At 44.7% G+C, this 23,586-nt stretch carries 18 protein-coding genes; 14 read left to right on the top strand and 4 right to left on the bottom strand.

The window, feature by feature from the left end:
- Positions 1-35: 35 nt before the first annotated feature.
- On the top strand, positions 36-869 hold the full coding sequence (locus tag MKY19_RS26575) for a prohibitin family protein (RefSeq protein WP_042191910.1): 834 nt from the start codon (positions 36-38) through the stop codon (positions 867-869).
- Between the two features lie 75 nt (positions 870-944).
- On the opposite strand, the gene MKY19_RS26570 is transcribed toward MKY19_RS26575, so the two are convergent.
- Both MKY19_RS26570 and MKY19_RS26565 read right to left on the bottom strand, forming a co-directional pair.
- Entirely contained in the window at positions 945-1,937 is a 993-nt protein-coding gene (locus tag MKY19_RS26570; protein WP_339267253.1) for a 3-oxoacyl-ACP synthase III family protein, read from the bottom strand.
- 10 nt (positions 1,938-1,947) lie between these two features.
- The gene (locus MKY19_RS26565) at positions 1,948-2,289 is read right to left on the bottom strand and encodes a hypothetical protein (protein WP_042191906.1); all 342 of its coding nucleotides are present in this window, start codon (positions 2,287-2,289) and stop codon (positions 1,948-1,950) included.
- 322 nt (positions 2,290-2,611) lie between these two features.
- Between MKY19_RS26565 and deoC the strand changes: the two genes are divergently transcribed.
- From deoC to MKY19_RS26535, 6 genes are all read left to right on the top strand, one after another.
- Positions 2,612-3,289: a deoxyribose-phosphate aldolase gene (deoC, locus tag MKY19_RS26560; protein ID WP_339267252.1), complete on the top strand. Its 678-nt coding sequence runs from the start codon at positions 2,612-2,614 to the stop codon at positions 3,287-3,289.
- A 312-nt stretch (positions 3,290-3,601) separates the two neighbouring features.
- The gene (locus MKY19_RS26555; RefSeq protein ID WP_042131076.1) at positions 3,602-4,894 is read left to right on the top strand and encodes a homocysteine synthase; all 1,293 of its coding nucleotides are present in this window, start codon (positions 3,602-3,604) and stop codon (positions 4,892-4,894) included.
- Positions 4,895-5,104: 210 nt separating this feature from the next.
- Complete coding sequence (locus tag MKY19_RS26550) at positions 5,105-6,181, top strand: hypothetical protein (RefSeq protein ID WP_339267250.1); 1,077 nt, start codon at positions 5,105-5,107, stop codon at positions 6,179-6,181.
- Positions 6,182-6,726: 545 nt separating this feature from the next.
- Positions 6,727-8,691 (top strand): heavy metal translocating P-type ATPase, encoded by a 1,965-nt coding sequence (locus MKY19_RS26545; protein ID WP_339798652.1) that lies wholly within the window; start codon positions 6,727-6,729, stop codon positions 8,689-8,691.
- Between the two features lie 156 nt (positions 8,692-8,847).
- Positions 8,848-9,789 carry a thioredoxin-disulfide reductase gene (gene trxB, locus MKY19_RS26540; protein ID WP_042191901.1) on the top strand — a complete coding sequence of 314 codons (942 nt, stop codon included), beginning with the start codon at positions 8,848-8,850 and terminating at the stop codon, positions 9,787-9,789.
- Positions 9,790-9,858: 69 nt separating this feature from the next.
- Positions 9,859-10,092 carry a glutaredoxin family protein gene (locus MKY19_RS26535; RefSeq protein WP_042191899.1) on the top strand — a complete coding sequence of 78 codons (234 nt, stop codon included), beginning with the start codon at positions 9,859-9,861 and terminating at the stop codon, positions 10,090-10,092.
- A 265-nt stretch (positions 10,093-10,357) separates the two neighbouring features.
- On the opposite strand, the gene MKY19_RS26530 is transcribed toward MKY19_RS26535, so the two are convergent.
- Both MKY19_RS26530 and MKY19_RS26525 read right to left on the bottom strand, forming a co-directional pair.
- Positions 10,358-10,558, bottom strand: coding sequence for a hypothetical protein (locus MKY19_RS26530; RefSeq protein WP_042191897.1), 201 nt, complete (start codon positions 10,556-10,558; stop codon positions 10,358-10,360).
- Between the two features lie 215 nt (positions 10,559-10,773).
- Positions 10,774-11,934, bottom strand: coding sequence for an ROK family transcriptional regulator (locus MKY19_RS26525; protein WP_339267246.1), 1,161 nt, complete (start codon positions 11,932-11,934; stop codon positions 10,774-10,776).
- Positions 11,935-12,310: 376 nt separating this feature from the next.
- Between MKY19_RS26525 and xylA the strand changes: the two genes are divergently transcribed.
- From xylA to MKY19_RS26490, 7 genes are all read left to right on the top strand, one after another.
- A complete protein-coding gene (gene xylA / locus MKY19_RS26520; RefSeq protein ID WP_042131068.1) occupies positions 12,311-13,627 on the top strand; it encodes a xylose isomerase in 1,317 nt (438 codons plus the stop codon).
- A gap of 272 nt (positions 13,628-13,899) precedes the next feature.
- On the top strand, positions 13,900-15,396 hold the full coding sequence (xylB, locus tag MKY19_RS26515; protein ID WP_339798647.1) for a xylulokinase: 1,497 nt from the start codon (positions 13,900-13,902) through the stop codon (positions 15,394-15,396).
- A 217-nt stretch (positions 15,397-15,613) separates the two neighbouring features.
- The gene (locus tag MKY19_RS26510) at positions 15,614-17,401 is read left to right on the top strand and encodes a sensor histidine kinase (protein WP_076285491.1); all 1,788 of its coding nucleotides are present in this window, start codon (positions 15,614-15,616) and stop codon (positions 17,399-17,401) included.
- Positions 17,398-18,939, top strand: coding sequence for a response regulator transcription factor (locus tag MKY19_RS26505; RefSeq protein WP_076300668.1), 1,542 nt, complete (start codon positions 17,398-17,400; stop codon positions 18,937-18,939). Before MKY19_RS26510 ends, MKY19_RS26505 begins: the two co-directional genes overlap by 4 nt.
- Positions 18,940-19,725: 786 nt before the next feature.
- The gene (locus tag MKY19_RS26500; RefSeq protein ID WP_231573511.1) at positions 19,726-20,661 is read left to right on the top strand and encodes an ABC transporter permease subunit; all 936 of its coding nucleotides are present in this window, start codon (positions 19,726-19,728) and stop codon (positions 20,659-20,661) included.
- Positions 20,662-20,726: 65 nt separating this feature from the next.
- Positions 20,727-21,632, top strand: coding sequence for a carbohydrate ABC transporter permease (locus MKY19_RS26495; protein ID WP_042131063.1), 906 nt, complete (start codon positions 20,727-20,729; stop codon positions 21,630-21,632).
- Between the two features lie 146 nt (positions 21,633-21,778).
- On the top strand, positions 21,779-23,536 hold the full coding sequence (locus MKY19_RS26490) for an ABC transporter substrate-binding protein (RefSeq protein ID WP_076285489.1): 1,758 nt from the start codon (positions 21,779-21,781) through the stop codon (positions 23,534-23,536).
- Positions 23,537-23,586: the final 50 nt, after the last annotated feature.

Genomic DNA, 23,586 nt, shown 5'->3' with positions numbered 1-23,586 from the left:
TTAAATGATTATCCATAATCTAGGAGGGGTATTGGATGAATATGCAAATGAATCCGAAATTGAAACAGCTGCGACCGGGGAAAATAGTTAGCGGTGTTGCAGCGGTGCTCATTGTATTGTTGATTGGCGCGAACTCTTTTGTATCTGTGGAATATGGGCATGTAGGTTTGTACAAAACCTTTGGTAAATTAAATGACAATACGTTGTCACCTGGTATTCATTTTAAAGTTCCGTTTATTCAGACGGTGATTCAAGTCAATACGCAGGTAACGAAAGCGGAGACCGATACTTCAGCCTCTTCAAAAGATCTTCAGCCCGTATCCACACATGTAGCGGTGAACTATTCCGTAAATAAGGCTTCTGCCTTTAATCTGATGAACAATATCGGAGGTAATTTTGATAATGTAATTATCAATCCGGCCATTCAAGAAATCGTTAAAGAAGTGACAGCCAAATATCCAGCAGAGGATTTGATTACACGCCGTGATGTAGTGTCGAGTGAGATCAGTGAGCACTTAACCGCTAGGCTGGCAAAATATGATCTGATCGTCAACGATATTAACATTGTTAACTTTAAATTCTCTGAGGCGTTTAACCAGTCGATTGAAGCGAAGCAGGTCGCCCAGCAGCAGGCGCTGAAGGCCGAAAATGATCTCCGGCGGATTGAAATCGAAGCGAAGCAAAAGATCGCACAAGCTCAAGCCGAAGCCGAATCTTTAAGACTTAAGAAGCAGGAGGTTACACCTGAGCTGGTGCAGCTGAAGCAAATAGAGGTTCAGGAGAAAGCGCTGGAAAAATGGAACGGCGTACTGCCATCTGTAACAGGGGGAGCCACTCCATTTGTGGATGTTCAATCCCTGACTAAATAATTCATTATTAGATTTCTGATTTGTTTCCTCTGATGAGAAAGCCCTACTTCTATAGAAGTAGGGCTTTTTATGCTATTAATATTGATAAAGCATTGTAGGAATTTGCCAACCAGCACCAACCGACCAGAAGAAGACATAGTCGCCACGTTTGATTCGTCCGTCTTCGACTCCGCGTTGAAAGGCGATAAAAGGACTGCTTGTAGCTGTATACCCGAACTCGTCACCTACATAGATGAATTTCTCATCAGTAAGTCCAAGACCCTCTTGGATGAGCTCGATATTTTTGAGAGAGAATTGTGAAAGGCAGAAGGCAGATATATCATCTGTAGTCAGGCCGTTTCTTGAGAGAAGCTCTTTCATGTCTGCAACCGCCGCATTTACACAAACTGTACCGTCAAAGGGTGTCCAGCGTATCCGAATTTGCTCAGGTGTAATGTCTTCGTGATAAATATTCGATAAACCGCAAGCAGGGAACATAATATTCTCAGATCCCTCAGAATCAGTGTAACAAAGGGAGTCAATGAAGCCTGATTGCTCGCTACTTCGTTCCAGAATGACAGCTGCTGCGGCATCCCCGAAGTTAGGGTAAGTAATTTCATCATCCGTATTGCAGTGCACTGAGCTATAGTCGCTTCCCACGACGAGTGCGTACCGGATACTAGAATTAGCTTGCATATAACGACTTGTCTGCTCTACAGCAGACACCATTCCTGCACAGTTGGCATTGGAATCTTGCGTAATGGTCCGATGTTTACCTTGTAGCATGCGGTGCAGCAGGAGTGCGTTGGTAGGATAGGTATATTCCGGTGTCTGTGAAGCGAACATGATCATATCCATATCTTCACCTTGTAAATTGGCTTCTTGTAGCGCTTTTTGGGCGGCCTTGAGTCCCATCGTTAGGGCATTTTCATCCTTATCGTTTACGATGTATCTCCGGTCACGACCCATGACTTCTAGGAATCGCTTAATGTCCTTGCCCATACTCTGGAAATGCTCCAGATAATAATCATTAGATACGACATGTTCCGGATGGTAATAAGCGGCTTGGCGGATGGTTATATGTCCCAAATGAAACCTCCTATGCTTCAATAATTTCGTAATTTTCTAATTTCGTTGCCCGGGCTACTCGGCTTAGCTGCATTTTTAGGACAGGGCTTTTGGCAATAATGAAGGTTACTTTTTTAAATCCTGATTCTTTATACAGTATGTAGCATTGCTCAAGCATAGGAAGAGTGTCGGGCGAGGATACGTTTAATGTCTTGCAATCTAAAATGATCTCATATTGTGCTGGGTCAAATGTACTTACGATTTGGTTGTACTCCTGAATGAAGCGCCCGGCGTCCTCCGGTGACATAGAACCTTCTACTTGTACATTCAGTTTTTGGGCTGCAGCGTTTGAGGTGAAATTAAAGTTTCCCATTTTAAATCGATCTCCTCCTAAATATGATGAAAGAAAAATTTAAATAAATAGGCTAAAAAACCCATTTATATAGATATTATCGTATTTTTTAATGGGAAAGTTTAGGGGGATTATCCTTTATATTTTAAAAAATACAAGAAGGTATAAAATTAACTTGAAAAGATAATTTAGTAAATAATGACCTTCTCTAAGTGTATTTATATGAGTTAATCGAGGTTAGGGTGGGTCTGATCGTCCAGTCGACTTTGCAAAGCAGAGTTCTATTGGTATGATTACAGAGATGAAAAAAATTCACTATCCAAATCATGGAGGAATGACAAAAATGAGCGAAATTACATTATCGCGGATCATTGATCATACACTGCTTAAAGCTGATGCACGGAAAGAAGATATCGTTAAATTGGCAGAGGAAGCAAAAGCATATAAGTTTGCTTCAGTCTGCGTAAACCCTGCTTGGGTAGCTACTGCCCATGAAGTGTTGAAGGATACGCCTGAGGTTAAAGTCTGCACAGTTATCGGCTTCCCGCTCGGATCCTCGACAACAGAGACCAAAGCATTTGAGACTACCAATGCTATCGCTAATGGTGCAGGTGAAGTGGATATGGTCATCAACATCGGAGCGCTGAAAGATGGTGACAATGAGTTGGTTAAACGTGATATTGCAGCAGTTGTAGACGCAGCTCGCGGCAAAGCACTGACTAAGGTCATTATCGAGACCTGTTTATTAACGGAAGAAGAAAAGGTTCGTGCCTGCAAGCTTTCTGTTGAAGCTGGAGCAGACTTCGTAAAAACATCCACAGGATTCTCTACAGGTGGGGCAACGAAGGAAGATATCGCGCTGATGCGTGCAACGGTTGGACCTAATGTGGGTGTGAAGGCTTCCGGTGGTGTTCGTAGTGCAGAAGATGCACATGTAATGGTACAAGCTGGTGCAAGCCGTATTGGTACCAGCGGCGGTGTAGCGATTGCTAAGGGTGAAACAAGTCAAAGCAATTACTAAAAGAAGATAAGTAAAATGGTAGCGGTGAGATGAGGTGGATAAGCTTTATCCGCCGCTATTCTATTTTTTATTGCGTAGACGTTCTGTGTCAGGTACATATGGTTATACACGTTTCTTCGGCTTAAAAATTTTTATTGAAAGCGTTATCTGATATTCATCGGACATGCTTTCCTTCGAATAAATCAAAATATAATAATTCGCACCGGAATAATGAGATTTTTTTCTTTTCAAATGATGTCGTTTATGAGAGAATGGGTACAATTATTATTTGTTAAAGATTTCTATTCTTATTTATAAAGGGAGGAAATACCTATGTCAGAAGACCGTAAGCTGTCATTTGAAACTTTGACTGTTCATGCAGGCCAGGAAATTGATCCAACTACTTTCGCACGTGCTGTACCGCTTTATCAGACCACGTCTTATGGATTCCGTGATGCTGATCATGCAGCGGATCTGTTTGCGCTTAAAGAATTCGGTAATATTTACACTCGGCTGATGAATCCGACTACAGATGTATTTGAACAGCGTTTGGCAGCACTAGAAGGTGGAGCAGGTGCACTTGCTACAGCTTCCGGGGCAGCGGCTATTTCTTTCTCCATTCTAAATATTGCGGGCGCTGGGGATGAAATTGTATCTGCGGCAAGCCTATACGGTGGAACTTATAATCTTTTTTCTACAACGCTGCCTAAGCTTGGTATTAAGGTGCATTTTGTGGATTCGGATAATCCAGAGAACTTCCGTGCTGCGATTAATGATAAAACCAAAGCTTTGTATGCAGAAACTATTGGTAACCCACAGGGGAATGTACTAGATATTGAAGCCGTTGCAGCAATCGCACACGAACATGGAATTCCTCTTATTGTGGATAATACGTTCCCAAGCCCATATTTACTGCGTCCGATTGAGCATGGAGCTGACATCGTTGTTCATTCGGCAACTAAATTCATCGGCGGGCATGGTACATCTATCGGTGGAATTATTGTAGACGGTGGTAAGTTCGATTGGAAGGCAAGCGGTAAGTTCCCAGGACTTACAGAGCCTGATCCAAGTTATCATGGCGTTGTTTATACGGAAGCTGTTGGACCGATTGCTTATATTATCAAAGCCCGCGTTCAATTACTTCGCGATTTAGGTGCTTCTATTTCACCATTTAACTCTTGGATGCTGTTGCAAGGGCTCGAGACACTTCATTTGCGGATGGAACGTCACAGCCAGAATGCACTAAAGGTTGCGCAATATTTGGAGGCACACGCAGATGTAGAATGGGTAAGTTATTCTGGACTTCCTACTCATCCATCTCATGAATTAGCGCAAAAGTATTTACCTAAAGGTCAAGGCGCGATCCTTACCTTCGGTATTAAAGGTGGAAGTGCTGCGGGACGCAAGCTGATTGAAAATGTGAAGCTGTTCTCGCATTTGGCGAATGTCGGTGACTCCAAGTCATTGATTATCCACCCTGCAAGCACAACACATGCACAGCTGTCGGATGAAGAGCAAACCACAGCAGGAGTAACTCCGGAATTGCTCCGCTTATCGATTGGTACGGAATCTATTGATGATATTATTTATGATCTGGAACAGGCCATTGCCGCCAGTCAACAATAGAACAACGAAGTTCAAGGAAGGCATCTGCTGCTATGCGGCAATGCCTTTTTTTGTGATTTAATAAGGCTAATTATTCATATGATTTGGCAACGCTTGCATATTTCATGGGAGGTTCCCGTATTTATAAGTGTGGTAATAAGATGTCGGTGGCTTGATGTTTATTTACTAGGCGTACCGGCAGCAATCCAAAGATAAAGGGTGGGTGCGAAGATGAAGGGTGAACGTCAGCAGGATGGTTTTCGGAGTAGTGAAGAGCGCCCGTTCAAGTTCATGTATAAGGCCGGTGATCGGGCTGTTGGGATGGAAATGAGCCAAGCCGGATCCGTTGCCTCCGCTGCCGCAGAATTTATCACCGGAGTAGAGCAGAAGGATGTCTTAGAACCTTTGAACCGTTCTTATTTTAAGCGCCCTGGAGAACAGTCGGCTTTCTTAGTGCTGCGTGAAGGACGAGAAGAACGTGAAGAGCGCCCTACTACAAGAGAAGGAACAAGATCCGTTCAAGCTGGACCTTGTCTGATACGAAGTGAGGAATGGCTGCTTGAACCTGAATTGTTCTGTCTTTATGAGAACTGGTTATCCAGTGAAGATGAGCTGCAGGCTAATCGAATGCTGCAGCGGATTTATTATCGATTGCAGGCAGCGACCACAGCGCTGCTGGAATCGCCGGATGGTGAATGGGCAGCGCTCACCCTGCTGCATCCAGAGGAGCTTGCGGCGCAGCCCACAAAGCTCACCGCGCTTCAGGACGCGCAGCTCGAAGCGCTTTTTACTGCGGTGGCGGAGAGCCAGCGGCAAGGCGGCGATTGCCGCCTTGACCTGCTGGTCGCCTACACCGCAAGCGGAGCCGAATTCGCCGCAAAGCGCGAATTCATCGAGGTCGTGGCCGATCAGACACTCGGCCACGCTTATGCGGCGGCGTGCCGCATCGGGGCGCTGATCGCGCCCGATGTGGAGCCCTCCGCCGCCGCGGAAATCGCGCGCATCGCCGATTTCCTAGTGCTCGACGGCGCGGCGAGCGAGCTCGCGCCGGAAGGGGCCGCCGCAGAGGGCTTCACCCTGTCGGCGGGCGAGATCCTTGCCGCCGTGCGGAGCGTGAAGCCGGCGGCGGTAGTTCTCGCCGCGGGGACTCCGGCGGCGTCGGCTTTGGCCGATCTGTATCAGATCGGCCTCAGCGGGATCTTTTGCAGCGCAGGTCAGCGGACCGAAGCGCTGCTTAGAGCAGCCTGTCTGATCTGGATCGCCAGGCAGCAGGAAACACTGGATACTGCCGCCGGTGGAAGGCAGTAAGACAACAACGAAGCGGCTGTCACATAAGCCGCTTTCTCTTCTAAATAAGACGATACGTTTCATTTAGAATCGATAAAAAGACAAAAGAGCAGTGATTCTGCCGTTATTGGAGAATCACTGCTCTTCGTTATTGAATGATCACTGTAATTTATTGTTGGGAGCTCTTCTTCAACAGAGCTTTTAGATAAAATTCGCCACTAAATGGGTAGCTAACACATATTCTGAAATAAATGGCGGTTAGCTGAATAGATAGGCTTTACTTTTTAATTCCTGGTGGTATGATTAAAATATAAGTTGCACTAAGGAAATATAGTTGTACTATTGCAACAATGATTATCATTCTCACTACCTATAGTTTTCAATCATGCTGTCCCGGCTAAGCCGGGGCAGCATGTGTCATTTTAGGGGTCTTAATAATGGCTCTCATTCTCACTTGGCAGAAGTAAAACTCCACAAAACAAAGCGTATGCTCACGAAGCAAGTTTTGTTGCGAAGTAGAGTCAATGAAGTAAAACTCCACAAAACTTTAAAGGACGGCGATTATTATGCAAGCAACATCAAAACATTTACCCAAGCAGTCATCTATCTCTGGCAGCATGAAGAAGCCAGGCGCTCCAAAGCGCCGGTTCGATCCGCGTGCCATGCTCAGCAATTCTGAAATGCAGGCTGCACTTGGTAGCGGACTGCTTATGCTTTTCGCTTGGTCAGTTGGTGGATGGTCAGAAATTCTTTCCATAGCGCTCTATGTCATTTCTTATACGATTGGTGGCTGGAACAAGGCAAAAGAAGGCGTAGAAACGCTCGTCAAAGAACGAGATCTCGATGTGAACCTATTAATGATTGCAGCCGCACTAGGCGCAGCTTCCATTGGATACTGGAATGAAGGTGCTATGCTTATTTTCATTTTTGCACTTAGTGGAGCATTAGAGAGTTATACGATGGAACGTAGTAAAAAGGATATTTCCTCGCTGATGGCACTCAAACCGGCCACGGCTATGCGCATTGAAAAAGGAAGTATGAATGAGGTTAATATCGACCAGCTGGTGATCGGAGATCTGCTGCTTGTGCGCCCGGGGGATTTGATTCCGGCAGACGGCAAGGTATACCGGGGGGAATCAGCAGTAGATCAGGCTTCCATTACGGGAGAATCGGTTCCTGTAGAGAAATGTGCCGGTAGTGAAGTTTTTGCAGGCACTGTGAATGGAGAAGGCCCCCTTTATATTGAGGTAACGAAAGCAGCTGAGAATACCCTTTTTGCTAAAATCATCAAAATGGTAGAAGAGGCAGAAACGGAAGTTCCTAACTCCCAGCGTTTTATTAAAAGACTAGAAGCCATCTATGCACGGGTTGTCGTAGCCTCGACAGTGGCACTGATTATCCTTCCACCGTTTTTGCTGGACTGGAGCTGGAGCGCAACCTTCTATAAAGCGATGGTCTTTCTAGTAGTAGCATCACCTTGCGCTTTGGTCTCTTCCATTATGCCAGCGATGCTGTCAGCCATCTCCAAAAGTGCGCGAAAAGGGGTTCTGTTTAAAGGCGGGGTCCATCTGGAAAATATGGCTCGCACAACGGTTGTGGCATTCGATAAGACAGGTACGCTCACAGAGGGAACTCCTCAGGTAACTGATTTTATTGCAGGTGAAGGCTACAGTCGGCAAGAGTTGCTAACGGTTAGCGCATCCATTGAGCATATGTCCCGTCATCCACTGGCGGAAGCGATTGTGCGTAAAGCAGAAGAGGAAGGTTTAGCGCTACAGGGAGTAGAAGACAGTAAAACCATCACAGGTTGGGGAATTGAAGGTCAAATCGACGGACATCTCTGGAGAATCGGAAAGTCTAATTTGCTCGATGAGCTGACTCCATCTGCTATGAATCCTGAACTAGAGCATTGGAAACTTAAGCGGCAGCAGTTGGCTGAAGAAGGGAAGACCGTCTCCATCATTCTGGACGGTGAGCAAATTGCCGGAATGATTGCTTTACAGGATACGGTTCGCCCACAAGCAGAAGCCGCAGTGCGTAAGCTGCAGGAGCTCGGGATTAAAGTGGCAATGCTTACCGGTGACCGTGACGCTACAGCTCAGGTTATTGCAGGTACTACTGGAGTGGATATGGTATTTGCCGATCTATTACCGGAGGATAAAGTAAAGCATATCAAAGCACTACGTGAAAAGTATGGTCACGTTGTTATGGTAGGTGATGGTGTGAATGATGCACCAGCTTTGGCGACAGCAACCGTAGGCATGGGGATGGGCATGAAAGGAAGCGGCGCAGCACTTGAAATAGCCGATGTAGTGCTTATGAATGATAATATAGAAGAGATCGCTTCAACGATATCATTGGCGCGTCGTTCGCAGCGTATTGTGAAGCAAAATATGATTTTTGCTGTGACTGTGATTGCAGTGCTTATGATCAGCAACTTTGTGCAAGGGATCGCACTTCCTTTTGGCGTGATAGGGCATGAAGGCAGTACGATATTAGTGATTCTAAATGGACTAAGATTATTGAGATAATATTTTTTGAAATTAAATTGTTCACAAAATAGTTTCGGAACTTGGGAGTCTGGCATATTGACATATTTGCTTTCAGTTATCATAATTAACACTACATTATAATTATTTTAAATAAGAAGCGACGTCAATGCCGTTTAGCTCAAGGAGGACATAGATATGTATAAATCAATAATTGTTGGTACTGGACCGGCAGGATTAACCGCCGCTATCTATTTGGCTCGTGCCAATTTGAACCCACTAGTCATCGAAGGACCTCAACCCGGTGGACAATTAACCACAACTACAGAAGTGGAGAATTTCCCTGGATTTCCTGAAGGAATCATGGGCCCTGACTTGATGGATAATATGCGTAAACAAGCTGAACGTTTTGGTGCAGAATTCCGTACGGGCTGGGTGAACAGTGTAGAACTTGGAGAGCGCCCTTTTAAGCTGAATGTTGAAGGAATGGGTGTTCTTACTACAGATACATTGATCATTTCCACAGGCGCTACAGCGAAATACCTCGGTATCCCAGGGGAGCAAGATAACGTAGGACGCGGTGTGAGCACCTGCGCTACCTGTGACGGATTTTTCTTCCGTAATAAAGAGATCGTGGTTGTTGGTGGCGGAGATTCCGCACTTGAGGAAGCGGGTTTCTTGACTCGTTTTGCTTCCAAAGTGACTTTGGTGCACCGTCGTGGAGAATTGCGTGCTTCGAAGATCATGCAGGATCGTGTACGCGCTAATGTTAAAGTAGATTGGAACTTGAACCGTACTCCTCTGGAAGTGACTTCGAGCGAAAGAGGCGTCAATGGACTAAAAGTGCTTAACAATGAGACTGGTGAAGAAGAAATCATCGAAGCAAGCGGCGTGTTTGTTGCGATTGGCCACCACCCTAATACCTCTTTCTTAGGTGGACAGATCACAACCAATGCGGATGGCTATATCATGACGAACCCAGGCACTTCCGAAACTAATATCCCAGGTGTGTTCGCATGTGGTGATGTACAGGATACTCGTTACAGACAAGCGATTACTGCAGCAGGTAGTGGATGTATGGCAGCTATGGATGCTGAGAAATATATCGAAAGCTTGGAGCACAGTGCAGTTATTCTATAATTTGGTTTGAAAAACCCTCAATGCTACAATTGATATCATCACTGTATATCTTTTATAGGAGGTCATACCATGGAGAATGTAATTGTATATACCTCAACAAATTGCCCGCATTGCCGTCAGGTGAAGAGCTTTTTAAGCGAAAAAGGCGTATCCTACGAAGAACGCAATGTCGAGCAGAACGATGATTTTGCTCAGCAAGTATGGGACATGGGAGTGAGGGCTATTCCTGTAACTGTAATCGGTGAGCATAAAATTGTTGGCATGAACAAAACTCAGTTCGACAAAGCACTCGCGACTGTTTGAAAATATAAGAATTTATATGCTGCACAACTATAATATTCTTATATTTCTACGAGGAGCCGATGTCGTCTTAATAGGACGATAAAGTCGTTTCTTCTTGTTAAATAAGATTTCCATAAGGAAATTGTAATGGGCCGCTTCCGATTAGGAGGCGGTCTTTTTTGAAATATAAGAAAGTATAAAATACCTGCGAGCTTTAGCATACAAAAAATAGTCTGACGCATCTGTGCGCAGACTATTTTTATGAAAGTAGATCTAGAAGTAGAGTTTAGGTTTGAGTGAAAGATGTAATGAGCTGAAATAGTACGTATACAGCAGCGCCGCTGCCAATAAGAATAAATCCTGATTTCTTTTTAGCTTGAAAAAAACGGAGCACGCCGAGGCTGATCAAAGGGGCAATAATGAGCAGAAAAAGCAACACAGTGATGAACATCTGTGCCGAGATATCAGACGTATCAACATAGGTCATGGACTCGCTCTCCATTTCAAAAAAGGGGTTGTAGTGATAAATATCACACTAGCTTGACCTTTATTATATAGGATTTCTGTTCTTTTTACTGCACTTTTGATTCACTCAAATGCGTCAATTTTACGTCAATTATTTCAAAATATAAGAATGTATATGTTCCACGCTATAAATTATTCTTATATTTCTCACATAAACGCTTCGCTTACCGTTATGGATTATAGGGTCACCCGAATATCGCCCAGGAAATGCATAACAGCAGAGAAACCTGCGCCGATCATCGTTCCACGGCTGCCGAGCTTAGAGAATGTAATTTCGAGTTGCTGCTTATGGTAAGGAAGAGTACGCTCAGCTACAACCCGGCGCAGCGGTTCGCCTAGCCATTCTTCAGCCTCAGACAATGCCCCACCGATCACAATAAGCTCTGGATTGAAGCTATTGATTAGATTGGTCACCCCGATACCGAGATATTCACCCATCGTTGAGAAGTGATGCAGGGCGTCTTCTTGCCCGCTGGCTGCATAGCGAACCAGCTCTGGCGTAGTATGGGCAGGGAGGGAGAGATCGGGATTATCATAAGTTTTCTCAGAGGCATATAACTCCCAACAGCCACGACTCCCGCAACTGCAAGGCTTGCCTTGGGCTTCAATCGTCATATGTCCGGTTTCGCCGGCATATCCTCTAGCACCCTTGTATAGTTCTCCACCAATAATAATTCCAGATCCGATCCCTGATCCCGCACTGATGTAAAGGAGATGCCTTACCTCTCGTGCCGCTCCAAAGTTGAGTTCACCCTGTGCACCCGCGTTCGCTTCGTTATCAATGGTGACAGGAACGGAAAATTCAGCTTCGAGTATCGCTCGCAGCTCGACCATTTCCCAGCCAAGGTTGGGAGCGAAGAGTACAACACCATTTTCATCCACCATCCCGGGGACACCTACTCCGATGCCGACGATGCCGTAAGGGGATTCTGGAGCGTTGATAATCAAGCCTGAGATAAGTTTTTTCATTTGTTCCAGAACGTAAGGGAAATCATGGTTTTCTAAAGAAAAATCGCTTTCGTAAAGAATGCCCCCGCTCAGATCACATAAGACCGCTGTTAGCTGCTTTACCCGTAATTCTATGCCGATTACACTACCAGCCATCGTGTTAAAATGCAGCATTAACGGTTTGCGGCCACCGCTTGATTCCCCAGGTCCGACTTCAGTTACCAATTCTTGCGTGCACAGCTCGGCTACCAAATTGGACACAGTAGCTTTATTCAGTCCGGTCATCTCTGAGACCTTCGCGCGCGAGAGTGGAGAGTGTCTTCGAATGGTATGTAGTACAATCGATTTATTTATTTTTTTGACCAGCGCTTGGTCTCCAGTAACCTTCACAAATCACACATCCTTCTTAAATTATAAGAAAGTATAAGCTTCACGGTATACTTTCTCCTTATAATTCTCGCATAAACGCTTACCGTCCTTAAAAGGACGCTAAAGGCGTTTTAGCTTGGCATAGTTCCCATTTGTTGTATGCCACTTAGTCTAGAGTGATGTGCTGCAAATTGCAATACGTAGCGTCCAGAGGAAATTTTCCAACAGGGATCTCCTATATTTGGGAAGAGGAGAGAGGAGGCTAGACAGGGGCCCAAAAAATGGACAAAAAAAACTTATCAAAACTTTGTTTAACCAATATACAAAGTCCGAAAGATGTGTTAAGATGATCCTGTAAACGCTTGCGGGCGAAGCATAAATTGAGGAGGATTACACAATGGCTTATTTTGAGACAGTGAACAAAATCTCTTACGAGGGAAGCCGTTCCACCAACCCTTTCGCATTTAAATTTTACAATCCTAAAGAAGTCGTAGCCGGCAAAACTATGGAAGAACATCTGAAATTTGCAATGGCTTATTGGCATACATTAACTGCTGGCGGTTCTGATCCGTTTGGCGCTGAAACAGCAATTCGCAGCTGGAACAAATTGAACGGTCTGGACAAAGCTAAGGCTCGCGCTGAAGCAGCATTTGAATTTATGGACAAGATGGATCTGCCTTACTTCTGCTTCCATGATGTAGATATCGCACCTGAAGGCGCATCTTTGCGTGAATTCTACAGCAACATCGACACCATCGTTGATATCCTTGAACAAGGCATGAAGACTTCCGGCAAGAAATTGCTGTGGAATACAGCTAATATGTTCACTAACCCACGTTACATGCACGGTGCAGGTTCTACACCTAACGCTGATGTTTTCGCACATGCAGCAGCACAAGTGAAGAAAGGTCTGGAAGTTGGTAAACGTCTGGGTGCTAGCAACTATGTATTCTGGGGCGGTCGTGAGGGTTACGAAGAATTGCTGAATACAGATATGGGTCTTGAACAAGACAATATTGCTCGTCTGTTCAGCATGGCTGTAGATTACGCTAAGGAAATCGGCTTTGACGGTCAGTTCCTGATCGAGCCTAAACCAAAAGAGCCTACGAAACATCAATATGATTTCGATGCAGCAACAACGATCTCTTTCTTACAAAAATACAACCTCGACAAGCACTTCAAGCTGAACCTTGAAGCTAACCATGCTACGCTTGCAGGTCATACTTTTGAACATGAGCTTCGTGTAGCTCGTATCAACGGCATGCTCGGATCGCTTGATGCTAACCAAGGTGATACATTGCTCGGATGGGATACAGATGAATTCCCAGTTAACATCTACGATGCAACACTTACACTGTATGAAGTACTCAAGAATGATGGTCTTGGCAAAGGCGGAATCAACTTTGACTCTAAAGTACGTCGTCCTTCCTTTGAGCCTGAGGATCTGTTCCTAGCACATATCGCTGGTATGGATACTTATGCAAAAGGCTTGAAAGTAGCTGCTAAATTGATCGAAGATCGCGTATTCGAAGATTTCGTTGAAAAACGTTACAGCAGCTTCAATGAAGGCGTTGGTGCGGACATCGTATCCGGCAAAGCAACTTTGGCTTCCTTGGCTGAATATGCTTTGAACAATGAGAACCCACGTCCTAACCAATCCGGACGCCAAGAATACCTGAGAGCTACCCTTAACCAATACATCTTGGCTGAGTAGTCTTTACAGGGAGCTTGAAGCTTAGGCTTTGAATCCAGTTTGAACAAATGCAACGGGGGTTGCTGAAGAGAGCATTCTTCGGCAGCCCCCTTTTTGTACAAAGATATTCTAGAAACGCTCATAAAACTAAGTGGATGCTTACGAAGTAAGTTTTACTCGAAGTAATTCAATGAAGCCTATGCTCATAAAACTAAGCAGGATGCTTTCGAAGTAAGTTTTATTGCGAAGAGAATCAAGTAGCTAAGCTCCATAAAACTTTTAGGAGGTCAAAAATGAAATACGTTATAGGTGTAGATTTGGGCACTAGCGCAGTGAAGACTGTTCTAGTGGACCCACAGGGCAAGGTGGCTTTTGAGCATTCCGAGTCCTACCCGCTAAGCAGACCGCAGCCGAACTGGAGCGAACAAAATCCTGAGGACTGGGTAAAAGGCACGCTGGTCAGTCTTCGTCGTTTGATTGAAGTATCGGGCATAGATCCATCACAAGTTGATGGTCTTAGCTTCTCCGGGCAAATGCACGGATTGGTACTAGTGGATAAGGAAGGGCAAGTGCTTCGTCCGGCCATTCTTTGGAATGATACTCGTACTACTGCACAGTGCAGAAGAATTGAGAAGACGCTCGGAGCAAAGCTTATTGAGGTTGCTAGAAACCGTGCGCTGGAAGGCTTCACACTTCCTAAAATTCTATGGGTACAAGAGAATGAACCTGAGGTATTATCACAAGCGCATCAGTTCCTGTTGCCAAAAGACTATGTCCGTCTCCGGTTGACCGGTGATTATGCGATGGATTATTCCGATGCTGCAGGAACGCTTCTATTAGATGTAGGTTCTAAAACGTGGAGTGCTGAAATTGCTGAAGCTTTTGAACTGCCGCTTTCCCTTTGTCCTAGACTGGTAGAGTCCTTTGAACAGACAGGAACGTTATTGCCGGATATTGCGGAAGCATCAGGTCTTTTATCATCAACAAAGGTATTTGCTGGTGGTGCGGATAATGCATGTGGAGCACTTGGAGCAGGTGTCCTTGGTGAAGGTCGGACGATGTGCAGTATTGGTACATCTGGTGTAGTTCTTTCCTATGAGAGCAACAAAGATTTAAATCTCGAAGGCAAAGTCCATTTCTTCAACCATGGTGAAAAAGATGCCTACTATATCATGGGCGTTACTCTAGCGGCTGGTCATAGCCTTACATGGTTCAAAGAAACCTTTGCGGCAGACAAAAGCTTTGATGAATTGCTAAGTGGAGTAGCTTCCATTCCAGCGGGTAGCGGCGGACTGCTCTTTACACCTTATATCGTAGGGGAACGTACACCTCATCCAGATGCGAATATTCGCGGAAGCTTTATTGGTATGGATTCAGGGCATACGTTGACTCACTTTACACGTTCTGTATTAGAAGGCATTACCTTTTCGCTACGTGAATCTATTGAGATTGTACGTGATTCAGGCAAAGAGATTACAGAAATCATTGCGATCGGTGGCGGGGCTAAAAATGAGGCATGGCTCCAGATGCAAGCAGATATTTTCAATGCATCCATCGTGAAGCTTGAAAGTGAGCAGGGTCCGGCTATGGGAGCAGCGATGTTGGCAGCTTACGGTAGCGGCTGGTTCACTTCTCTTAGTGCATGTGCAGAAGCTTTCATCCGTCCTGCGGATGTGTATAAACCAGATCCGAAGCAAGCGGCGATCTATGACGGTTTATTTAACCTCTATCAGGAAGTCTACGGTCAGACCCGTGAACTGAATAACAAGCTGGCAGCGTACCGCCAATAATTAAGGACGCCGAAGGGTTTATGCTTGATATGTCTGATAAAAAAGGTCTTTCGCATATGGCGAAGGACCTTTTTATGACCATCTCGTTTATTGATCTGAGGATAGGCTGTATTCGTAGTTGTTGCCGTTCCTATTTTTCTTCTGTAAAGTATGGGGTATCTCCAGGGCAGCGTTAAACTCTGCATGAGATAGTGAAGGTTTCGGGGGGCGGAAGGCCATGTTCCAATGGATTGTTAAGCTGTTGAATGACATCAAAATCCGCAATAAGCTGTTGCTTGCTTTTTTACTCACTACGTTACTTCCGGTATTACTGGTAGGCGGTTATCTTACGTTTGAGATGAGGACCATGGCGTTTCAGAGCGCACTGGAACAAGCTTCAATCAACGTAGATCGGGTAAAGAAAAGAACAGAAGAAGTCATCGGTGTATCTCAGGATATCGCATATCGCTTGAGCAATGATGCACGGTTGAAGAGACTTGCCATACGTCAGTATGTTAGCACTTATGATGTGGTGGAAGCTTACCGCGATTATTCGGATATGCGTGAGTATCTAAGGTTGTATAAAGATATATCCAACATTCGCTTATACACTGACAACGCTACGCTGCTTAACAACTGGGAGCTGATCAATCCATCACCTGAGATTAAAGAGAGCCAGTGGTATCAGAGAGCACAGCGGTACGATAGTCTTGTCGGTTGGGAATATATCGAAGATGAGCGTGATAAGCGGAATTATTTAAGTCTTGTCCGCAAAATCGAGCTGGAGGGCTCCAGTAAGATCGGTGTACTCGTTATTAATGTGAACAGTCAGCAGCTTGCATCCATTCTAAGCCAGGAATCTTTTGATACCATGATCGTCGATGATCAAGACAATATCATTGCAGCGAACCGGAAAGATCGGACAGGTAAAAAGCTGGTGGATGTTTCTTTTGACACGAAGCTCTTGGGTCAGGGAAGTGGAAGCTATGAAGCAGTAGTAGATGGTGAAGCTTCCAAAATTGTGATCGAGGAGCTTAAACCACAAGCCAGCCGAAATGCACTACGAATTATATCTGTTTTTTCGATTGAAAGTATAGTTAAAGAACCCAATCAAGTGATTAAGCTTTCGATTACTGTGGTTGCGATAAGTGTTCTATTGGCCTTTTTAATTATATATAGCTTCTCCTCGTTGTTTTCACGACGATTGCTGCATTTAAGCAGACATATTAACCGAGTCAGTACTGGGGATTTTGATACGACATTAAAGATTGATGGCAAGGATGAAATCGCCCTGTTAGCTCGTCAATTCAATTCCATGGTACGCAGCATTAATGATTTGATGTATGAGGTACAGGAATCCAATGCTCAGAATAGTCTGCTGGAACAGAAACAAAATGATATACGATTCAAAATGCTGGCCAGCCAGATTAACCCGCATTTCTTATTCAATGCACTAGAAGCGATTCGGATGGAAGCTCACATGAAGGGGCAAGTGGAAATTGCCCGTGTGGTACGTCTTCTAGGTAAAATGATGCGCAGTAACCTGGAGGTAGGCCGAAGTAAAATTTTGCTTAGTCAGGAATTAGAAGTGGTACGTTGTTACTTGGATATTCAGCAATTCCGTTATGAGGAGAGGTTGAAATATCAATTTACTGTAGACCCTGCCGTTGAATCTCTTTATATGCCCCCGCTTCTTATTCAACCACTCGTTGAGAACGCAGTAATCCACGGACTGGATAATAAGATGGAAGGTGCATTTGTGACGGTGGAAGTTGTACAAGTTGGGGATCATGCTAAATTTACGATTACAGATAACGGAGTAGGAATATCTCCAATTCAACTGGAGGAATTACTGAACACGCTTGAGCGTAAGGAAGAGCGTGAAGGTGAGCGAATTGGACTTCGTAATGTACATGACCGGCTAAAACTATCCTACGGCGCAGAATATGGGCTAACGATTGAAAGTAGACCTAATGTAGGAACGGTTATTTTCTTCTGCATACCAATGGAGGACAACAATCTATGATAAAAGTGATGATTGTCGATGATGAGCCGAAGCTACGGGAAGGACTTCGAAGTCTGATCCCATGGGAGAAGCTCGGTTATACGGTGGTAGCTACAGCAGCTAATGGCTTGCAAGCACTTGAAAAGTATCATACCTTCTACCCGGAGCTGATCGTTGCTGATATTCGTATGCCTGGAATGGATGGTCTGGAAATGATTAGTGAGCTTCGCAAAGAAGGCTCAGAAAGTCATGTACTCATTTTGAGTGGACATGCTGATTTTGAATATGCTAAGCGGGCGATTGGTTATCGGATCGACGGCTATTTGCTGAAGCCAGTGGATGAGGATGAGATGATCGTATGTCTGGAACAGCTACATGAAACGATTGAGCAGGAGCAGCGGTTCAGTGACTGGAATGAGGAGGAGCCCGCTCGTAATAGGGAAACTTTACTCCGAGCGCTTCTACAGCCAACCTCAGAGGAAGAACTGGAGGAGGACCTTAGCAGACATGTGGATGCGCTAGGACTCGATCAGGGAAATTATGAGGTCATTCTCATTGAGTTAAGAAAAACAGCTGGTGCAAATGATGAGGATCTCCGGGGAATCAAAACAGTAATGGAACAGCATTTTAGTAATCATCCTAATGCATCATTCTTTACATTGTCACAGTATTTGGGCATTCTCATGAAGGATCCGGACCAGAGCGCGAGCAAGCGGGAAGAATTATATAAGGGATTATCTGCAGTGATAGAACCAAAGGGTTACGACTTCATTGCAGTAGCGGGGGGAGTAGTACCTCGACCTGAAATGGTGGGAGAATCGTTTAATTCAGCACGTGAACTGTTAAGACGTTCCTTCTTCTTCAAAAAGGGGATCATCATCAGTACAGATCCTTCAGGATTTCTGATGGAGATGAAGGAGAAGACTGAAGAGGATCAGGAGACGGAGAGTCGTCTGCTGCTTGCAGTAGAAACCGGAAGTCTGAGCGCGATTCGACCGATAGTGCTGACTATCTGTGCTGAACTTGTATCTGCGGGCAGCGACGAATTGCGAATTAAAGAGACCTTTGTGAGACTCCTTAGTACTGTCCTGGCCCGTCTGGAGCCTACGTATCCGGAAATTCGCACTTATGCAGCAGAGCATTCCCCTCCAATAGGGGAGCTTTATCAAAGTTATTATTTGTCTGATTTGCAGGATCAGGCTGTCTCATTTCTCGAAGAAATTGCGGGCCAGATGACCAGTGGGCGTGGAAATGAAATTAAGAAGATCACAGAAATAATCAACCGTCGCTACAATGAGAACCTAAAGCTGGAGACCTTATCCGAGTTATTCTGCTACAACAGCGCTTATCTCGGTAAAATGTTCAAGAACACCACAGGAGAATACTTCAATACGTATGTGGATAAAGTGCGGATTGAGAAGGCTAAGGAATTTCTGACGCAAGGTATGAAAGTATACGAGGTGGCTGAGAAGGTAGGATATATGAACCCTGATTATTTCAACGCTAAGTTCCGTAAATATGTAGGAATCTCACCAACTTCTTATCGTAAAAGCATCTAAGGATGGTGTGGTATTCTTGTCTTGTCTGTTATACCCGTGGCTGAGTTCAGGTGGTTTTCTGAACTTCAGTCCACGGGTCTTTTTTTGTTTTCCCTACTCCCACCAATTGTACGTGGTGAAGTATTAATGTAGTTAAATAGACACCTGCTTAAGCTTATGCGGGTGAAGGGTTAATGCAGTTTCTTTTGATTTTCGGTTCAATAAAATCTGCTGGGAAAGGAGTTAAGAGGAATTTTTGAAACTGTAGAAGCGTTGAAAGCTTCTAATTTTAAATTGGTGACTGGTAGAAGAACGAAGAGGAATATTTGGAACTGTAGAAGCGGAGCGTTCGCCCGAAAGCTTTTCGTAGAAAAGCTAGCTTCGAAAGCATATGCTATCCTCGGATTTCTACCGCGAGAAGCGGTTCAAATCAGGAAATCTGAGGATAACAGCGATCGGAAGTCCAAATATTCCGCGTAGTGGCTGGTTACCAGAAGCCTAGTTAGAAATTTCGAAGAACCAGCGATCAAAAGTTCGAACATTCCTCGTAGTGACTAATATCCAGCAAGCAAAGTGTTTTTAGGAGTCCAATCCAAAGAATAATGCAAACGCCAGCAGCATTAGCCCCCCTGTGTCGAGGAGCGAAATGAGAATTCACCCCGGACAAAAATCTCTAATTTTCACCTGATTTTAAGTCGAATTTATAGGGTACTGCAATCGCTTACAAAGTTTTAGAATTAAGGCATAGAGAGGAGGGGCTTTATGAAAGCGGACACAGTAACTGCTCAAATCCCGCCGGACACCCGAATGCGCAACAAAAAGCCTGCTTCAGGAGGACGGTTTTGGAGAAGCTTTAAGAATCAAAAGTATTTGTGGCTGATGTCGATACCTTTTGTAATCTGGGCATTCGTCTTCAGTTATCTCCCATTATGGGGCTGGACGATGGCTTTTCAAAAGTACAAGCCCGCACGTGGCTTTTTTGAACAAGAATGGGTAGGTTTTGAACACTTTAAGACACTGTTCAGTGACTCGCAATTTCTTCTGGCGCTGCGTAACACGCTGGCGATGAGCGGAATGGGCTTGGTCGCAGGCTTTATCTTTCCGATAACGTTTGCAATATTGCTCAATGAATTGCGTCTTGGATTTTTTAAACGTTTTGCTCAGACCGTCTCGTATTTGCCTCACTTTGTATCATGGGTGGTTGCAGCGGGAATTGTAACTAAAATGTTATCTAGCGAAAATGGTCTTGTAAACGATCTCTTGTTAACAATTGGATTTATAGACTCACCTATCCAGTTCATGGCTCAGGGCCATCTCTTCTGGGGAATCGTTACTTTATCAGATGTGTGGAAAGAAACCGGATGGAATGCGATCATCTACCTTGCAGCCATCTCGGGTATTGGACCTGAACTGTACGAAGCGGCCCGAGTAGACGGTGCCAGCAGGCTCCGCCAGGTATGGCATATTACCCTTCCAGGTATTCGGCCGACCATTACAGTGCTACTCATTATGTCGATTGGTAATTTGCTGAATATCGGCTTTGAGAAACAATTCTTGCTTGGAAACAACCTCGTTACCGACTATTCTCAAGTGCTGGATCTGTATTCTCTGAAATATGGACTTGGCATGGCGAGATATTCCTACGGTACCGCGATCAATATATTCAACTCAGTGATCAGTGTAATCCTGCTGTTTACGATTAATGGAATCTTCAAACGTACAACTAAAGAGAGCCTTCTGTAACACAGAAGGCCCTTCTAACAATCGTGGCAGCAAAATTGCCCTTTTCTTGAAAGGAGAGCGTTACAGTGGGAAATACAGCTATCACCGGAAAGTCGTGGTCAGACCGGATCTTTGACTTCATTGTATACTTTGTAATACTGTTCGTGGTTGTAATCACGATCTATCCGTTTCTGAACGTGCTTGCGATCTCGCTGAATGATTCAGTGGATAGTGTGCGCGGCGGTATCACCATCTATCCTCGGGAATTTACCTGGGACAATTACTTGAAAATCTTCAGTTTCTCAGGGCTGATCACCGGGTTTAAAATATCCGCTTTGCGGACAGTCGTCGGTACTTTGTTCGGTCTGATCAGTGCCTCGATGCTAGCATTTACGATCAGCCGTCCTGACTTTGCAGGCCGAAAGTTCGTCTCCACATTCTTGGCGATGACCATGTATATCTCTGGAGGAATGATTCCAATATACATGCTGATCAAGGATCTCCATATGATGAACAGCTTTGCAGTCTATGTATTACCTGGACTGGTTAGTGCCTTTAACGTCTTCGTCATCCGCTCCTTCATTGACGGCCTGCCGTATGCACTGCAAGAATCGGCGAAGCTGGATGGAGCTAATGACTTTACCATCTACTGGCGTGTCATCCTGCCGCTGATGAAGCCGGCTCTAGCAACAATCGCGTTGTTCCTAGCGGTAGGTCAATGGAATGCATGGTTTGATACGTATTTGTATAATGGTTCAAGCCCTCATCTGACGACATTGCAATATGAACTGATGAAGGTTCTGCAGAGTACAACCAGTGGTAATGGTGGCGATTATCGCTCCAACATTGCTTCTCTAGCTTCGAATCAGGTCTCGCCAGAGTCTATCAAGATGGCGATTACGATTGTCGTAACCGTGCCAATTTTGTTGGTGTATCCGTTCATTCAGAAATATTTTGTTCAAGGTATGACACTTGGCGCTGTGAAGAGCTAATCACAGCTAACAGGGGAGCATAGTCTCCCCTAAGCTTTAAGAGTATTTTGTATCCGTTTTCTTTTCTTGTGGGAAGTTTTGGGATAAGTATTAACAGGATTTATCTGTGATACGATAGATAAACAATTTTAAGGAGGGTTTATGTAATGGGGAATAATAGAAAAATAAAAGCTAAAGCAACGGCACTTACACTTACTTCTATTATGATGCTCGGCATGCTCGCAGGTTGTGGTGGAAACAACGGCAATAACGCAGCTGGGGATGCAGCTGGAAATGCAACAAATAAGGGGAACGCGGCTAATTCGGCCAATGCGGTTGAGGATACTTCTCCGCTCACGATGACTTTCTTCAGTGCTGACCCTAACCCGAACTGGACAGGCATGCAAGATGAAGTAGGTAAAGTGATTACGGAAAAAACAGGAGTTACCTTGAATGCTGAATACGCGGTTGGTGACCCTGCTCAGAAAGTAGCGTTGATCGCAGCGAGCGGTGATTATCCGGATCTGATCAGTGCCAAGACCGACGTAAGCAAGCTGGTGGATGCAGGCGCAATGCTTGATCTGACAGATCTAATTGAAAAATATGCTCCGAACATCAAAAAAGTATTAGGCGAAGAAGGCATGAAACGCTCACGCTATAGTGACGATGACCACGCGATCTATGCTATCCCTACGTATGCAGGTGTGGATAACAAATACTTTGATGCTGGCGGCGGATTTGAACTACAGCACCGTGCTGTTAAAGAAGCGGGATATCCTGCAATTAAAACTGTCCAAGATTATGAGAACGTAATCAAGGCTTACCTGGAAAAACATCCAACCGATGAAAATGGTAACAAAAACATCGGTCTGACCCTAAATGCAGATGATTGGTACATGTACATTACAGTAACTAACCCAGCATTCACTACTACAGGCTCTCCTGATGATGGAGAATATGCAATTGATATCGACACACAAGAAGTAACTTATCACTTCCGTCGTCCTGCTGAGAAAGAATATTTTCGCTGGCTCAACCATATGAACGATATCGGATTGCTTGACCCGGAAAGCTTCGTTCAAAAGTATGATCAGTACAAAGCTAAAATCGCTACCGGCCGTGTTATTGGTTTGATCGACCAAGACTGGGGTTATGGCGATGGAGAAAGAGCATTGAAAGCTGAAGGTAAGCTGGATCAAGGATACGGACACTATCCAGTAACCCTGTCTGAAGAGTACAAAGAAACTTCCTTCTGGCCTACAGGCTTTATGGGTGGTAACGGCATTGGGATCAGTGTAGATGCTAAAGATCCGGTACGTGCAATTAAATTCTTGGACTACTTAGCTTCCGATGAAGGTCAAGTATTGGTTAACTGGGGTATCGAAGGAAAGCATTACAACGTAGTTGACGGCAAACGCGTCATTCCTGAAGATGTGAACAACCGTAAATATAATGACACTACCAATTTCCAAAAAGAAACAGGACTTGGCAATGTCGGATCAAACTATGCTCTGCTTAGCGCTCACTATGGTGACGGCGTATTGGATCCAACTGGAAACTACTATACAACTCGTTTCCCTGAGCAAGTAACTGTAGGCTACAATGCAGTTGAAAAAGAAACACTTGCTGCTTATAAAGCAACAACTTGGAAAGACCTCTTCCCAAATGAAGATGAATTCAAAGTTAAACCTTGGGGCGCGGCATGGAACATCACGATTCCTGGGGATAGCGAAATTGTCGTTCTCGACAACAAGCTGAAGGATATCAGTTGGAAACGGATTCCTGAAGCCATCTTGTCCAAACCAGCTGATTTCGACAAAGTTTGGGATGCTTACATGGCTGAACTGGATAAAGCTGGTGTGACGAAAGCTGAAGATTTACGTGAAGAGCTGGTTAAACAACGCGTGAAACTTTGGAATGAGTAATTATTCCTGAAACACGGCTAATAAAATAAAAGCATGAAGATGGCGGGAAG

Source organism: Paenibacillus sp. FSL R5-0744, from assembly GCF_037972555.1.
Lineage (GTDB): Bacteria > Bacillota > Bacilli > Paenibacillales > Paenibacillaceae > Paenibacillus_AQ.
This window is presented reverse-complemented; position numbering and strand designations above follow the sequence as displayed.

What these genes read in the sequence shown, in the direction of transcription:
- MKY19_RS26575 (WP_042191910.1), top strand. Translation starts at nt 36, where the DNA reads ATGAATATGCAAATGAATCCGAAATTGAAACAGCTGCGACCGGGGAAA.
- MKY19_RS26565 (WP_042191906.1), bottom strand. Translation starts at nt 2,289, where the DNA reads ATGGGAAACTTTAATTTCACCTCAAACGCTGCAGCCCAAAAACTGAAT.
- deoC (WP_339267252.1), top strand. Translation starts at nt 2,612, where the DNA reads ATGAGCGAAATTACATTATCGCGGATCATTGATCATACACTGCTTAAA.
- MKY19_RS26555 (WP_042131076.1), top strand. Translation starts at nt 3,602, where the DNA reads ATGTCAGAAGACCGTAAGCTGTCATTTGAAACTTTGACTGTTCATGCA.
- MKY19_RS26550 (WP_339267250.1), top strand. Translation starts at nt 5,105, where the DNA reads ATGAAGGGTGAACGTCAGCAGGATGGTTTTCGGAGTAGTGAAGAGCGC.
- MKY19_RS26545 (WP_339798652.1), top strand. Translation starts at nt 6,727, where the DNA reads ATGCAAGCAACATCAAAACATTTACCCAAGCAGTCATCTATCTCTGGC.
- trxB (WP_042191901.1), top strand. Translation starts at nt 8,848, where the DNA reads ATGTATAAATCAATAATTGTTGGTACTGGACCGGCAGGATTAACCGCC.
- MKY19_RS26535 (WP_042191899.1), top strand. Translation starts at nt 9,859, where the DNA reads ATGGAGAATGTAATTGTATATACCTCAACAAATTGCCCGCATTGCCGT.
- MKY19_RS26530 (WP_042191897.1), bottom strand. Translation starts at nt 10,558, where the DNA reads ATGACCTATGTTGATACGTCTGATATCTCGGCACAGATGTTCATCACT.
- xylA (WP_042131068.1), top strand. Translation starts at nt 12,311, where the DNA reads ATGGCTTATTTTGAGACAGTGAACAAAATCTCTTACGAGGGAAGCCGT.
- xylB (WP_339798647.1), top strand. Translation starts at nt 13,900, where the DNA reads ATGAAATACGTTATAGGTGTAGATTTGGGCACTAGCGCAGTGAAGACT.
- MKY19_RS26510 (WP_076285491.1), top strand. Translation starts at nt 15,614, where the DNA reads ATGTTCCAATGGATTGTTAAGCTGTTGAATGACATCAAAATCCGCAAT.
- MKY19_RS26505 (WP_076300668.1), top strand. Translation starts at nt 17,398, where the DNA reads ATGATAAAAGTGATGATTGTCGATGATGAGCCGAAGCTACGGGAAGGA.
- MKY19_RS26500 (WP_231573511.1), top strand. Translation starts at nt 19,726, where the DNA reads ATGCGCAACAAAAAGCCTGCTTCAGGAGGACGGTTTTGGAGAAGCTTT.
- MKY19_RS26490 (WP_076285489.1), top strand. Translation starts at nt 21,779, where the DNA reads ATGGGGAATAATAGAAAAATAAAAGCTAAAGCAACGGCACTTACACTT.